Origin of the sequence: Prauserella alba (genome assembly GCF_024171735.1) — a bacterium.
Taxonomy (GTDB): domain Bacteria; phylum Actinomycetota; class Actinomycetes; order Mycobacteriales; family Pseudonocardiaceae; genus Prauserella; species Prauserella alba.
The window spans coordinates 130790-145722 of the sequence record NZ_JAMTCH010000007.1; the positions used below are offsets into that span (position 1 = coordinate 130790).

Here is a 14933-nt window from a genome sequence, read left to right on the forward strand (position 1 = left end):
TCGAGCCCGCAACGACGACGTGACCGGTATCGAAACCGCTATGTAACGACCCTGCTAGTGCCAAATACCCACATGGAGTGGCACTATTCCCTAACCGACCAGTGCTCATTACTAGGAGTGAAGACCGTGGTGCGTAACCCCTGGCGTAAACCCACGCAGCGTAAACTCCGTTCGCTCGCTGTGCTTCCCGTGCTGGCTCTGGCCGCTACCGCGGCCGGCTGCGCCGAGGAGGTCAACACCGCCGGTGATACCCAGGCAGGCGACAAGGTGGAGTTGATCAACGACGGTCAGTTGACCGTCTGCACCCACCTGCCCTACGAGCCGTTCCAGTTCCGCGACGGCGGCGAGACCGTCGGCTTCGACGTCGACCTCGTCGACCTGGTCGCCGAGGACCTCGGCGTGAAGCAGAAACTCGTGGACACGAGCTTCGAAGGTATCGAGACGGGTCAGGTGTTCGAGGCGGGCGACTGCGACCTCGCCGCCGCCGCGATCACGATCACGGAGGATCGCGACCGCGTCATGGACTTCTCGAAGGGCTACTTCGACGCCGACCAGGCGCTGCTCGTCAAGTCCGGTTCGAAGGTCGACGGGCTCGACGACCTCGACGGCAAGGTGCTCGGCGTGCAGCAGGGCACCACCGGCGAGGAGTACGGCAACGAGAACAAGGACAAGCACGGCTACCAGACCCGGCAGTACGAGGACCTCGAACTGCTGCAGCAGGGCGTGCAGAACGGCGCCGTCGCGGCGGGCATCAACGACAACTCCGTGCTGCTGTACGCCACGAAGACGAAGGACGCCCTCGAGGTCAGCACCGAGTTCGACACCGGCGAGCAGTACGGCATCGCCGTCGCCGACGGCAACGGCGCGCTCAAGGCGAAGATCGACGAGGTGCTCGACGCCGCCAAGCAGGACGGCCGCTACGACAAGATCTACGAGAAGTGGTTCGGCGAGGCCCCGCCCAAGGAAGACGGCGGCGAGGGCTCGGACGAGAGCGGCAAGTAGGCACAACTATCGTTCCCCGGGGAGCCGGCCTCCGTCGTGGGGTCGGCTCCTTGCGATGGGCAACGTGTGAGGAGTCGGTCCATGCCGATGTCGCCGCGCAAGCGGGCGCAGGCTTTCCGTGGCGTGCAGTACGCGATTCTCGTACTGGCCGTCGCGGCCGTGGCGTTCTTCGCCAACTGGGAACAGCTCGGCAACGCGTTCTTCAATCTGGAGGCGATGAGCACCCAATTCCCGGGTGTCATCACCACGGCGCTGGTCAACACGATCATCTACACCGGCCTCGGCTTCGCGCTCGGGCTGGCCGTGGGGCTCGTGCTGGCGCTGATGAAGCTGTCGTCGGTCGCGCCCTACCGGTGGATCGCCACCGTGTACATCGAGTTCTTCCGCGGCGTACCGGCGTTGCTGGTGTTCATCGCGCTCGGGTTCGGTGTGCCGCTGGCGTTCCAGATCCAGTTCGACACCTACTCGACGGCCGCGATCGCGCTCGGCCTCGTCGGGTCGGCCTACATCGCCGAGACGCTGCGCGCGGGCATCCAGGCCGTGCCGAAGGGGCAGGTCGAGGCGGCACGTTCGCTCGGCATGTCGCAGTCGCGCGCCACGTTCACGGTCGTCATCCCGCAGGCGTTCCGGATCATCCTGCCGCCGCTGACCAACGAGCTGATCCTGCTGACGAAGGACTCGTCACTGATCTACCTGCTCGGCCTGCTCGGCACGGAGTACGAACTGGCGAAGTTCGGCAGGGAGGGCATGAACGCGACCAACTCGATGTCGCCGATCCTGCTGGCCGGCCTCTGCTATCTGCTGATCACGGTGCCGCTCGGCTACCTGTCGCGGTACCTCGAACGCCGCGCGGGCCGTAAGCGCGACGAAGGACTGGAGGTGACGGCGTGAGCGCCGACACGGGTGACGCGCAGGCCGCGAGTGGCGGGCCGATCGTCGAGATCACCGGCCTGAACAAGGCGTTCGGCATGCTCGAGGTGCTCAAAGGCATCGACATGCGCGTCGAGCGCGGCGAGGTCGTCTGCATCATCGGTCCTTCGGGTTCGGGTAAGTCGACGCTGCTGCGTTGCGTGAACGTTCTGGAGGAGCCCAACGCCGGCAGCGTCGTCGTCAACGGCTTCGAGCTGACGGACCCGGACGTCGACATCGACCGGGCTCGGCGTTCCATCGGCATGGTCTTCCAGGCGTTCAACCTGTTCGGCCACCTGTCGGTGCTGGACAACCTGACGGTCGCGCAGCGCAAGGTGCTCAAACGTGATGCAGGCGAGGCCGAGCGGATCGCGCGCGAGAACCTCCAGAAGGTGGGCCTCGCCGAGAAGGCCGGTGCGATGCCCGAGCAGCTCTCCGGCGGGCAGCAGCAGCGCGTGGCGATCGCGCGGGCGCTGTCGATGCAGCCGGCGGTGATGCTGTTCGACGAACCGACCTCGGCGCTCGATCCCGAGCTGGTCGGCGACGTGCTCGGGGTGATGCGCCAGCTCGCCGACGAGGGCATGACGATGCTCGTGGTCACGCACGAGATGCAGTTCGCGCGCGAGGTCGCCGACAAGGTGCTGTTCATGGACGGCGGCGTGATCGTCGAGTCCGGCCCGCCTGCAAAGGTCATCGCCGACCCGGCCGAGGACCGCACCAAGACGTTCCTCAGCCGCGTCCTCAACCCGGTGCACGCCTCCGAAACCGACTGACACCTGACCGGGTGAGGTCTGATGCCCCCAAGGGCACCTTGGTTGCGTTGAGTGCGACCAAGTTGCCCTTGGGGGCATTTCGCTCGTGACAGGGCGAGGTTCCGAGATCGCTGAAACAGGTGATGTTTCGCGTCGTTGCGCGGTAAGTTGTCGCTCTGCGCGGTCGCGCCGGTACCTGGTGTTGCCTCCGCGCCCAGACCACCCACACCGTGGTCGGGGCCGGCTCCGGCCGGCAGGTGACCAGAGAGGGGCGTTGCGCAATGCCGAGCATCCGCCGACGAAGTGGTGGCGACGACCGCCCCGACGACCCCGAGCGCGCTGACGACCCCGAGCGCTCGGGTCAGGACGCCGACGGTCACGCCGACGTCGTCACCACGCAGTGGATCCCCGCTCCGGACATCGATCCGCGCGACATCCCGTCCCCCGGCGAAGTCCCCAGCTCCACCGCACGTCACGCCGCCGCAGCCGCCCCGACCGGCACTCCGGACTCGGATACCTCCGACCCGGGCAGTGGCGACCCAGGCACTGCCGACCCGGACGCCTCCACCTCAGACGTCTCCAGCTTGGACGCCTCCGACCCAGGTGCCCCTGGACCGGGCACGCCCGCTCCAGGAAGGGCTGCCCCAGGTGCAGCCGTCCCAGGTACGCCGGGTTCAGGTACGCCGGGATCGGGCTTTCCGATCCCGCCGAAGCCAGCGTTCGCCGTTCCCCGCGCCCGAAAACCCGGCAGAACCGCCAACGCGGGCAAACTGAGCGGAACCGGCAGGTCCGGCACGGGCAGGTCCGGCACTCCGGACGAGGCCGCTGCCCCCGGGGACGGCTACGACCCGTTCGACCCCGACTCCGAGCCGGCCCACGTCGTCGACGCCTCCGAGCTGGTCCGCCAGGTCCTCGACAGCGGTTTCAGCGGCCTGTTGCGCTGGCGGAAACAGTCGACCAACGCGCCGATCGTGCAGGTCGACAATGCGTACATCACCGGGCGCCTCGACCTGCGCGGTGCCGACCTGAGGTACCTGTTCCGGTTCGAACGTTGCCGGTTCGAGCACTCACCCGACGTGCGCGAGGCCAAGCTCCTCGGCCTGGTGTTCCAGCGCTGCCGGCTGCCCGGGTTGCTGGCCCGCAACCTGCGCACCGGCAACGACCTGCGGCTGATCAAGTCCTACATCGAGGCCGAGGCGGGCGGCACCGACGGCGAGACGACGATGCGCCGGGCCGGAGGCGTCGACCGCGGCATGCCCGATGCGGCCGTCAACCTGACCGATGCCGTCATCGAGGGTTCGGCGGTGCTCACGGCGACGCGGATCGTCCACCCGCAGGGCAAGGCATTGCACGCGGACCGGCTCCTGGTCACCGGTGCGCTGCTCGCGTACCGGCTGGACGCCGAGGGCGAGGTGCGTATCCCGGGCCTGCGCACCGGCGGCAACGTCAACTTCTCGGGGGCGCTGTTGCGCAATCCCGACGGGTTCGCGCTGAACGGCAACGGCGCGGTCGTCGGCGGCAGCCTGTTGTGCGAGGTCGACCGGACCGGTGGTGACCAGGGTGAGCAGCGTTTCCGCACCCGGGGGCTGTTGTACCTGCCGAGCATGCGCGTCTCGGGTGACCTCAACTTCCGCGGCGCGGAGCTGAAGGTCAAGCAGGGCGGGGTCGGGGTCGACACATGGAAGACGGGCGACTGGTACGTCGATCCGTATCCGGCGCTGATCGCCGACCGGCTGCACGTCGAAGGCAACGTCGAGCTCTCGGACGGGTTGGACGTCGACGGCACGCTCCGCATGGTCAACGCGAGACTCGGCGGTTCGCTGCGGTTGGCCGAATCCCACATCCGCGTGCTGCCCAGCCGCAAACCGCCGTTCCGGGATCGCGCGGTACACCTCGACGGCAGCCGGCTCAGCGGCGATCTCGACACCAAGGGGATTCGCGCGAAAGGCCAGGTGCGGATCGCGGATGTCACGATCCGCGGCAACGTTCACCTCACCGACGGCACGTTCAGCCACCCCGGCAGGGACGTGCTGTCGCTGCGCCGCACCACCGTGTCCGGCAACCTCAAGGTCCGGCGGTGTCATGCCGAGGGGACGTTGCGGCTGATGGGCATGTCGGTCGGCGGCAGCATCGATCTGCAGGGCACCGAGGTCGGCCAACCGGAACGCAAGGACGACGGCAGCTGCGACTGGGCGGTGGATCTGCGGTCGGTACGGGTGGCGCGCAGCGTGCTGCTCACGGCCGAGGAGAAGCGCCCGTTCACGGCTCGTGGCGGCGTGACCATGGACGGGGCGCAGATCCAGCGGCAGCTCGACATCACCGGTGCCCAGCTGTGCGGTGCGGTCGACGGCACCGACGACCCCGCCACGGTCGCGCTCGATGCGGGCGACACCCACGCCGACGAGTTCGTGCTCGCCCCGGGCAGTCCGCCGCTCGGGAAGGTCGTGCTGCTGCGGGCCCACTGCGGCACGCTCACCGACGACGCCGAGGCCACCGATACGGGCGCCACCGGTGCCGAGAGCAGCCTGTGGCTGGCGACCGGCGGGCTGGAGCTCGAAGACTTCCGCTACGACAGCCTCGGCACGCCGATCGGGATCGACGACGCCGTGGAGGTGCGGCGCAGGCTCCGGCTGTTGCACGACGCGATCGGCGGATACCGGCCGGGGCCGTACGACCAGTTCGCGGCGACGCTCCGCTCGTCCGGCAACGAGGAGCAGGCGGACTGGGTACTGGCGAAGAAGCAGCAGTACCGGTACGAGTCGCTCGCGCACGGCAAGCCGGTCGTCGGGCTCGGGGTGCGGCTGTGGAGCCTGCTGCAGCGGTGGACGGTGGGCTACGGCTACCGCCCGGTGCGCGCGATCGCGCTGCTGCTGTTGCTCCTGGTCGCGGGCAGCGTGTGGTTCGGCCTGGGTGTCGACGACTGCACCCGGGACGGCGACCTGCTGGCGGTGGACGACCGACGGTGTGCGGTCAACGCCGACGACACGGGCCTGAACTGGAACCCGGTGCTGTTCACGGTCGACCTGCTGGTGCCGATCGTCGACTTCGGCAACAAGGGCAGATGGCATCTGAGCGGGGCCGACATGTGGGTCGCGACCGGGTTCACGGCCATGGGCTGGGTGCTCGCGACCACCGCCGCCGCCGGTATGAGCCGGGCTCTCCGGCGCAACAACGGGAAATGAGCCGCGTCGCACGGGTGCGCTATGGCGGCGGGAGCGGGGCGACCGGTAGACACTCCCCTGCACGTCGTCAGACGAGAGGAACGGCCATGTCGACAGCGAAGGAACCGGACGCGTCCGGTTCGATCCACATCGACGCCTCGCCGGAACAGGTGTATGCGCTGGTCAGCGATCCCGGCGTGCTGGCCGAGCTCGCGGGTGAGTACGAGGGTTTCCGTTGGCTCGACGGGGCGACCGGGGCGAGGCCGGGTGCCCGGTTCCGCGGCCGCAACCGGAACGGTTTCCGCAGGTGGAGCACGACGGCGACGGTGACCGACGCCGCCGAGGGTGAGAAGTTCGCGTTCGACGTCGGCGCCGGCCCGCTGAAGGTGGCCCGGTGGCAGTACGACCTCGAACCGGACGGCGACGGCTGCCGGGTCGTCGAGAGCACGTGGGACCGGCGTCCCGGCTGGGCCAGGGTGGTCACCGGCGTGGCGCTCGGCACGATGGACCGTGCCGGGATCAACAAGCGCAACATCGACAAGACGCTCGCGGGCGTGAAGCGGCGCGCGGAGTCCGTGACGGCAGGCTGAGCCTGGCCGGACGCGCCTCCGACGGCCGTCGAGCGCGGAGTTCGCCGTCGGCAGGCCTGCGTTCGTGTCCGGAGGTGCCTGTAGCGGGCCTCGTGCGGTCCACCCGGTCACCGATCGGGTGCGTGACTGCACCCGGTGACGGTGGGCGGGCCCGCACCGCCGTTCGGTCGGCGCCCGATCGGCGCAGTGCGGCCGTGACAGCTGACGTGCGGAAACACCCTCCGCATTCCCCCACTCGCGGGTGATCGCTCTCGCGGGTGTAATGCCGCACTCGGGGGCGCACCTTTCCGCTTCGATGACGTTCACTGGAAATGTGAGTGACACCGACCCAGTGCCCGCGAGCAGCACCGCGCGGCAGCACGTCCGCGCGCCCGAGCTCGCCGGCACCGACTGGCTGAACACGGGTGGCGAGCGGCTTCGCCTCGCAGGACTGCGGGGCAAGATCGTCCTGCTCGACTTCTGGACGTCGGGGTGTATCAACTGCCAACACGTAATCGACGAGCTCCGCCCCATCGAGGAGGAGTTCGCCGACGTGCTCGTGACCATCGGGGTGCACTCGCCGAAGTTCACGCACGAGGGTGAGCGCGCGGCGATCGCGGCGGCCGTCGAGCGCTACGGCGTGCACCACCCGGTGCTGAACGACCCCGACATGACGACGTGGCGGCAGTACGCGATCAAGGCGTGGCCGACCCTCGTGGTCGTCGACCCCGAGGGCTACATCGCGCACGTCGCGGCGGGTGAGGGCCACGGGGAGGCGTTGCGCCGCGTCGTCGGCGAGCTGGCCGGGGAGCACGACGCGAAGGGCACACTGCGCCGCGGCGACAGCCCGTACGTGGCCGACGAGAAGGCCGACACCGAACTGCGTTTCCCCGCGAAGGCCGTGGCGACGGCGGGTGGGCGGCTGCTCGTGGCCGACACCGCGGGGCACGGCGTCGCCGAGTTCGCCTCGGACGCCGAGACGGTCGTCCGCCGCTTCGGCAGTGGCGAGCGCGGTGGCCGCGACGGGGCGTTCGACGTGGCGTCGATGGCGGAGCCGTCCGGCCTGACGCTGTTGCCGGAGGCGGTCGCCCAGCGGGTCGGCTACCACCTGGTCGTCGCCGACACGGCGGGCCACACGCTGCGGGGTGTCGACCTGTCGAACGGCGCCGTGACGACCGTGGCGGGAACCGGCGAGCAGTGGCGCGACGGCGACGACACGGGTAAGGCGCTCGACGTCGACCTGACCAGCCCGTGGGACGTGTGCTGGTGGGACGAGGCCGACGGGGGCCCTGGCGCGGTCGTCGTCGCGATGGCGGGCAACCACACCCTCGGCCTGTTCGATCCGGCGGAGGCCACGGTGCGCAGGCTGGCGGGTACGACCACCGAGGGACTGCGCGACGGCCGCGCCGACGAGGCGTTCCTCGCGCAGCCGTCGGGACTGGCCGTCGGCCGCAACCGGATGTGGTTCGTCGACGCCGAGACGTCGGCGTTGCGGTGGATCGAACGTGACGGCCACGACGGCTACGCGGTTTACACCGCCGTCGGCACGGACCTGTTCCATTTCGGCCACCGTGACGGCAAGGCCGCGCACGCGTTGCTGCAGCACCCGCAAGGGGTGGCCGTGCTGCCGGACGGCACCGTCGGCGTCGCCGACACCTACAACGGTGCGGTCCGCCGCTACGACCCGGCGACGGGTGAGGTCGCCACGATCGCGTCGGGGCTGGCCGAACCGGCCGGCGTCGTCGTGGCCGACGGCACGGTGTTCGTCGTCGAAACGGGTGCGCACCGGCTGACGCCGCTGGATCTGTCGGACGCCGATCAGGTCGCCGGCGACGCGCTTGAGGTGCGCAGGCCCGCGACGGTGCTGGCTTCGGGTGCGGTGCAGCTGAACGTGGTGTTCACACCGCCGCCGGGGCAGAAGCTCGACGACCGGTACGGCCCGTCGACCCGGCTCGAGGTGAGCGCATCGCCGCCGGAACTGCTCGTCGAGGGCGACGGCGCCGACACCGACCTGTCACGGCTGATCCGCCTTTCCGACGACGTGACCGAGGGCGTGCTGCAGGTCGTCGCCCAGGCGGCCAGCTGTGACGTCGACGCCGAGCATCCCGTCTGCCGGGTCACCCGACAGGACTGGGGCGTTCCGATCCGCGTCGAGCGCGGCGGTGACGGCCGGCTGAGCCTGGTGATGTCCGGAAACCCGGGTCCGGCGGGGGCTTAACATGAACGCGTGGTGGAACCCCGGAACAACGCGGATTCGGACGCGAAGCTCGAAATCCAGATGCTGCACGACCGGCTGCTCGTGCGGCAGCCGTCGGAGGACGGTGAGCGGCGCAGCAGCAGCGGCATCGTCATCCCGGCGACCGCGCAGATGGCCAGCCGGCTCTGCTGGGGCGATGTCCTCGGCGTCGGCAACAACGTACGCAACATCAAGGTCGGTGACCGAGTCCTGTTCAACCCCGAGGATCCGCTCGAGGTGGAGATCCAGGGCGACGCCTACCTGGTGATGCGCGAGCGTGACGTCCACGCGCTCGCGAGCGAGCGGACCGAACAGGGCACAGGCTTGTACTTGTAACGCAGAGCACGCGGGGAGGGCTGGTGCGCGACGAGTTGGACCGGCCGTGGGAACACCCGGCCCACCCCGAGGGCGACCCTGCCCGCTCCCCGCGTGAGCACGGGCAGGCCGGTCACGGCGGGTACGAGGTCTACCAGGACGACGGCTCGCTGAACCTGCCGGACAACTGGCTGCTCTCGCACGACCCCGCGTGGCCGTCCGACAACACCGACCCGGAGGCCACCGGTACGGACCTGCCCGCCGCGGCGTTCTCGGCGTATCCGAGCGTGCGGTACCGCGACGAGGCCGCCGCTGGCAGCGGTGAGATCGGCCTCGCGGACGACCTGCTCGGACCAGCCGAGCCCCGCAAGCGGCCTGCTCGCACGAGGATCCGGCGTGGCATCGGCAAGGCCTTCATGATCTTCGGTGGCACGGTCGTCGCGCTGTTGTTCGTGTACCTGGTGGACCTGATCACCAGCTTCGGCGATGTGCCGCGCGGCGTGACCGTGGCTGGTGTCGAGGTCGGCGGGCTGAGCCCGGCGGACGCGGAGGAGAAGCTGCGCACCGAGCTCGGCCCGCAGCTGACGGACCCGCTGCCGGTGCGCGCCGGCGACGTGACGACCCGGCTGAACCCTGCCGATGCGGGCCTCGGCCTCGACTGGGCGGGCACGGTCGAACGTGCGGGCAACCAGCCGATCGACCCGCTGTCACGGGTGACGTCGCTGTTCACCACGCGCGAGATCGGCGTCGTGTCGTCGGCCGACGACGACGTGCTGCGCGAGGCGGTCACCGGCCTGGCCGCAGGCGAGATCGACCACGAGGTGCGCGAGGGTGACGTCGGGTTCCGCACCGTGGCCGACGGCGGCGTCGAACCGTTCCCGATCATGCCGCGGCAGGGGCAGCGCCTCACCGACGTCGACGGCGCGATGAAGCAGATCAAGGCCAACTGGCTGGCCGACAAGGGAGTGGAACTCGCCGTCGACGTCACGCCCGCGAAGACGAACGAGCAGGCAGTGCGCAGGGCGCTCGAACAGACCAAACCGCTCGTGTCGGCCCCCGTGACGGTGCGCGCCGACGAGGCGGCGGCCACGCTCACCCCGAAGCACATCAGCGACGCGATGAAGCACGAACCCTCCGACGGGGGCACGCTGCAGCTGACGCTCGACCGGGCGAAGCTGCAGGACGTGCTGGTCCCGCGGCTCGACGAGACCGAACGGCGCGCATCGAACGCCGAGTTGGTGTTCGCGGGCTCGCGGCCGTCGGTCGAACCGTCGAAGGAAGGCAGGCGGATCGACTGGCAGGAGACGTTCGCACCGTTCTTCACGGTGGCAGGCAAGCAGGAGGGGCGCACGCTCGACGTCGTCTACCACGTGCAGGCACCCGACGTGAGCACCGAGGAGCTGCGGAAGCTGGGCATGAAGGAGGTCGTCGGCGAGTTCACGACCGGCGGGTTGAGCGGTGCGGCCGCGCGGAACGTGTCGACGATGGCCGCCGCGGTGACCGGTTCCGTGGTGCGGCCCGGTGACGCGTTCAGCCTGGAGGCGGTGACCGGCCCGCGGACGTCGTCGAAGGGTTACGTCGAGGCGCCGCTCTACGAGGACGGCACCGGCCCTCGTGCCATCGGCGGCGGCGTGTCGCAGCTGACGAGCACGCTGTACAACGCGGCGTACGAAGCCGGGTTGAAGGACGCGGGGCACACGGCGCACCCGACGTTCGTCGACCGTTACCCCGCCGGCCGCGACGCCGTGTCGCACCTGCCGGACGGCTCGTCGGTCGACATGTCGCTGACCAACAACCTCGACAGCGGGGTGGCGGTGCAGGCGTGGACGTCCGGCGACAGCGTGACGGTACGGCTGTGGGGCACGGAGCAGTACCGCGTCAGCGGATCGACGAGTGACCGCACCGACGTGAAGTCGCCGCCGGTGCAGCGGGAACGCGGACCGGGCTGTGAGGAGACGTCGGGCGCGGAGGGCTTCACCGTCACCGACACGCGCGTGGTGAAGGCGCTGCGCGGCGACCGCGTCGTGGACCGGCAGTCGACGACCGTGACCTACCGGCCGGTGCCGCGCGTGGTGTGCGAATCGGGCGACGGCGGCGGTGACGACGGCGGTGATGACGGGGGCGGCGACCCGCGGCGGCCGGGCTGGCCGTTCCTGCCCGGTGACGAGCGTTCCCGGCAGGTCGACCGCAGCCGCGGCTGACCCGGCGCTGTCACGCGTTCGTCAAGCACTTGGCCGCGCAGGTCGGTCCGGCCACGGGTTTCCGGCCCCCTGCCACCGAGCCCGAGCCCGGGGACGCGTCAGCGTTCGACCCTCTTGCGGTCCTTGCCTGCGATGCCGGCGGCGAGGGAGACACCGACGGCGGCGACGACGACCTGCGTGATGAGCTCGAGCCAGTCCCAGCCGTCCGTGTCGGCGTAGCCGAGGCCGCGGGCGATCGCCGTCCCGACGAACGCGGCGACGATACCGACCAGCAGGGTCAGCCAGATGGCGATCTTCTGCTTGCCGGGTGCGACGAGCCTGCCGAGCGCGCCGATGACGAGCCCGACGACGATCGCCGAGATGATGCCCGAAATCTCCATGCCGAGCCTCCTGTGTCTGCGTGCTTGCGCTGGGTGCCTGCATGGCTGGGTGCCTGCGTAGCTGAATGTCTGCGTGGCTGCGCCGGCTTGCCGTCGGCCGACGACAGTCTGCGCGTACCCAATGATCGCACCCTCAACCCGAACTTCGGCCGAACCGAACACGAAAAGGGCACCCCGGTCGCCAAGGGGCGACGGCCGGAGTGCCCTTCTCGGTGGTGAGACGCCTGCCTGCGCGGATCAGAACGCCGCTTCGTCGACCTCCATCAGGTCGTTGTCGGCGGCCTCGGCGATGGCGCGGCGGGCCGTGAGCTCCGGCAGCACCTGCTTGGCGAAGAACGACGCCACGGCGACCTTGCCCTCGTAGAACGACTTGTCCTTGGCGCTCGCCTCGTCGAGCTTGTCCAGCGCGATCTCGGCCTGCTGCAGCAGCTTCCAGCCGACGATCAGGTCGCCGGCCGACAGCAGGAAGCGCACGCTGTGCTGGCCGACCTTGTAGACGTTGTTCACGTCCTCCTGCGCCGAGGTCAGGTTGCCGATCATCGAGCCGAGCATGCCCTGGACGTCGTCGAGAGCCTGCTTGAGCAGCTCCCGCTCCTTCTTCAGGCGCGAATCGGGCTCGGACGCTCCGCCTTCCACGAACTTCGAGATCTCGCCCGCGATGTAGGTCAGCGCCTGGCCCTTGTCGCGGACGATCTTCCGGAAGAAGAAGTCCATCGACTGGATGGCCGTGGTGCCCTCGTACAGCGAGTCGATCTTCGAGTCACGGATGTACTGCTCGATCGGGTAGTCCTGCAGGAACCCCGAACCACCGAACGTCTGCAGCGACTGGACCAGCTGTTCGGTGGCGCGCTCGGAGCCGACGCCCTTGACGATCGGCAGCAGCAGGTCGTTGACGCGCTCGGCGAGCTTGATCGACTCCTCGTCGCCCTCCTGCGTCCACACCTGGTCCTGGAACGACGCGGTGTAGAGGTACACCGCGCGCATGCCCTCGGCGTAGGCCTTCTGCAGCATCAGGCTGCGGCGCACGTCGGGGTGGTGCGTGATCGTCACGCGCGGGGCGTTCTTGTCGGTCTGCTTGGTCAGGTCCGGGCCCTGCACGCGCTCCTTGGCGAACTCGAGCGCGTTGAGGTAGCCGGTCGACAGCGTCGCGATGGCCTTCGTGCCGACCATCATGCGCGCGTACTCGATGACCTGGAACATCTGCGCGATGCCGTTGTGCACCTCGCCGAGCAGCCAGCCCTTGGCGGGCGTGCCGTGCTGGCCGAACGTGAGCTCGCACGTGGTGGAGACCTTCAGGCCCATCTTGTGCTCGACGCCCGTGACGTAGGCACCGTTGCGCTCGCCGATCTCGCCGGTGTTCGTGTCGAAGTGGTACTTCGGCACGAGGAACAGCGACAGGCCCTTGGTGCCGGGGCCGTGTCCCTCGGGGCGGGCCAGCACCAGGTGCATGATGTTCTCGGTCATGTCCTGGTCGGCCGAGGTGATGAAGCGCTTGACGCCCTCGATGTGCCAGGAGCCGTCCTCCTGCTGCACGGCCTTGGTGCGGCCCGCGCCGACGTCCGAACCGGCGTCGGGCTCGGTCAGGACCATCGTCGCGCCCCAGGCACGGTCGATCATGAGCTGCGCCCAGCGCTGCTGCTCCTCGGTGCCGTTCTGGTCGACGACCATCGCGAAGTTCGGGCCGGCCATGTACATGTACAGCGCCGGGTTCGCGCCGAGGATCAGTTCGGACGCGGCCCACTGCACCGTCGGAGGCAGGCCGAAGCCGCCGAGCTTGTTGGTCAGGCCCAGACGCCACCACTCGCCGTCCCACAGCTGCTGGTAGCTCTTCTTGAACGACTCCGGCAGCGTGGCCGAGAAGGTCTTCGGGTCGTACACCGGCGGGTTGCGGTCGGCGTCCTCGAACGACTCGGCCAGCGGTCCCGTCGCGAGATTGTTGAGCTCGGACAGCACGCCGCGGGCGGTGTCCTCGTCGGACTCGGCCAGCACGCCCTTGCCGAGCCGGTCCTGGATGCCGAGGACCTCGAAGAGGTTGAACTCCAGGTCCCGCACGTTGCTCTTGTAGTGGCCCATGTCGTCGCTCCGTACGAAGGTTGTTCGGGTGTGGCGGCCGGGCGCTGTTCGTACGTCCATGCACAGCCCGTGGTGTGGACGGCTCCGGACAACACGGCCCTACTCGCCGGTAACTTAAGGATATTACTACTAAGTAATCGACGGCAAGTCGTGGCGGTGTTTTCTGGGTCTCGTCTCCGTTCTTCCGTCCTTCCGGATGGTCGCGACAGCGTGACTTTGGGCCACCGCGAGCGACTCGGGGCGGCGTACGCCGGTCAGGCCGGTGCGGTGGGCGGTGCGGTCGGCGGTACGGACGACGGGTTCGCCGCGGGGGTGTTCTGGGGCGTGGTGTTCTCGGGCGGGGTGTGCGGAGGCGGAGTGTGGGCCTTCGGGGGCTGCTGTTGCGGTGGCCCCGGAGTGCCGTCGGCCGACGGCGCCGTGCTCTCCTCGGGCCGCGGGATGAGAATCCCCGAGCGGAACGCCTTCGTCACCGCATGCGTGCGGTCCCGTGCCGACAGCTTGCGCAGGATGCTCTTGACGTGCGTGCGCACGGTTTCGACGGACAGGAACAGCGTCTTGGCGATCGCCGAGTTCTCCAGACCTTCGGCCACCAGCTGCAGCACCTGGTACTCGCGCCTCGACAACGGCATCTGCTGCTTGCCGCCCGTGCTCGTGCCGTCGGCCGACGGCTGGCGCTTGGGGCGCGCCGTCAGCGCGGCGAGCGCCGGATCGGTGTAGCGGCGGTCGATGTGGGCCCTGCGGATCGCCTCGGCCAGGCGGCGGGGCTCGGCCGTGCGGGGCACGGTCGCGTGGGCGCCCGCGGCCGATGCGGCGGACAGGAATTGCGGCGTGCGGTGTGCATCCCGCACCAGCACGACGACGACCAGTGTCGGATCGCCGTCCCGGAGCAGTCGCACGAGGTGGCAGTGCGGATCGAAGCCCGAATCGAGGATCACGATGTTCGGCCGCAGCTGCTCACACAGCTGCAGCGACGCGTGATGACTCGCTGCGTGGCCCGCCCACTGCAGCCCCGGCGTTTTGCTGACCAGGACGTTCAGGCCTTCACGGAAGACCGGGACCGGGTCGAGGGCCGCGACCGTGAGTGTCCGCGTTCCCGATGGTCCGAGCCCACCTGCTGGGCGGCTTCTGTCGATACTTTGCGCCATAACCACTCCGTCTCCGCACGTCCTCGTGGACGTGTTCGCCGCCGTGTTGCCACGGTCCCCCGGCGAGATCTGCTCGCTGTCGTTCGCAGCTGTGACTGGCGAGCCTCGACCTCATGACGCGATGAGCCGATGTTTTGTTCAGTTCCTAGGCGGAGTGTGCCCGGTTAGTCGACTACGCGCTGGTTGCGGC

At 69.5% G+C, this 14933-nt stretch carries 11 protein-coding genes; 8 read left to right on the forward strand and 3 right to left on the reverse strand.

The window, feature by feature from the left end; all coding sequences use genetic code 11:
- Positions 1–126: 126 nt before the first annotated feature.
- The 8 genes from LY12_RS22615 (at position 127) to LY12_RS22650 (ending at position 11145) form a co-directional block, all read left to right on the forward strand.
- Positions 127–1002, forward strand: coding sequence for an ABC transporter substrate-binding protein (locus LY12_RS22615; protein ID WP_253859475.1), 876 nt, complete (start codon positions 127–129; stop codon positions 1000–1002).
- 81 nt (positions 1003–1083) lie between these two features.
- Entirely contained in the window at positions 1084–1893 is an 810-nt protein-coding gene (locus LY12_RS22620) for an amino acid ABC transporter permease (protein WP_253859476.1), read from the forward strand.
- Positions 1894–1970: 77 nt separating this feature from the next.
- Complete coding sequence (locus LY12_RS22625) at positions 1971–2684, forward strand: amino acid ABC transporter ATP-binding protein (RefSeq protein ID WP_301303113.1); 714 nt, start codon at positions 1971–1973, stop codon at positions 2682–2684.
- A 260-nt stretch (positions 2685–2944) separates the two neighbouring features.
- A complete protein-coding gene (locus LY12_RS22630) occupies positions 2945–5845 on the forward strand; it encodes an oxidoreductase (RefSeq protein WP_253859477.1) in 2901 nt (966 codons plus the stop codon).
- 86 nt (positions 5846–5931) lie between these two features.
- Positions 5932–6414 carry an SRPBCC family protein gene (locus LY12_RS22635; protein WP_253859478.1) on the forward strand — a complete coding sequence of 161 codons (483 nt, stop codon included), beginning with the start codon at positions 5932–5934 and terminating at the stop codon, positions 6412–6414.
- A 295-nt stretch (positions 6415–6709) separates the two neighbouring features.
- Complete coding sequence (locus tag LY12_RS22640) at positions 6710–8611, forward strand: NHL domain-containing thioredoxin family protein (RefSeq protein WP_253859479.1); 1902 nt, start codon at positions 6710–6712, stop codon at positions 8609–8611.
- A gap of 60 nt (positions 8612–8671) precedes the next feature.
- Positions 8672–8965, forward strand: coding sequence for a GroES family chaperonin (locus LY12_RS22645; RefSeq protein WP_253859663.1), 294 nt, complete (start codon positions 8672–8674; stop codon positions 8963–8965).
- A gap of 23 nt (positions 8966–8988) precedes the next feature.
- Positions 8989–11145 (forward strand): VanW family protein, encoded by a 2157-nt coding sequence (locus LY12_RS22650; RefSeq protein WP_253859480.1) that lies wholly within the window; start codon positions 8989–8991, stop codon positions 11143–11145.
- Between the two features lie 98 nt (positions 11146–11243).
- Here LY12_RS22650 and LY12_RS22655 read toward each other — a convergent pair whose 3' ends face one another.
- The 3 genes from LY12_RS22655 to LY12_RS22665 all read right to left on the reverse strand — a co-directional run bounded on the left by LY12_RS22655 (position 11244) and on the right by LY12_RS22665 (position 14743).
- The gene (locus LY12_RS22655; protein ID WP_253859481.1) at positions 11244–11525 is read right to left on the reverse strand and encodes a GlsB/YeaQ/YmgE family stress response membrane protein; all 282 of its coding nucleotides are present in this window, start codon (positions 11523–11525) and stop codon (positions 11244–11246) included.
- Between the two features lie 237 nt (positions 11526–11762).
- Positions 11763–13598, reverse strand: coding sequence for an acyl-CoA dehydrogenase (locus tag LY12_RS22660; protein WP_253859482.1), 1836 nt, complete (start codon positions 13596–13598; stop codon positions 11763–11765).
- 254 nt (positions 13599–13852) lie between these two features.
- A complete protein-coding gene (locus LY12_RS22665; RefSeq protein ID WP_253859483.1) occupies positions 13853–14743 on the reverse strand; it encodes a response regulator transcription factor in 891 nt (296 codons plus the stop codon).
- Positions 14744–14933 lie beyond the last annotated feature (190 nt).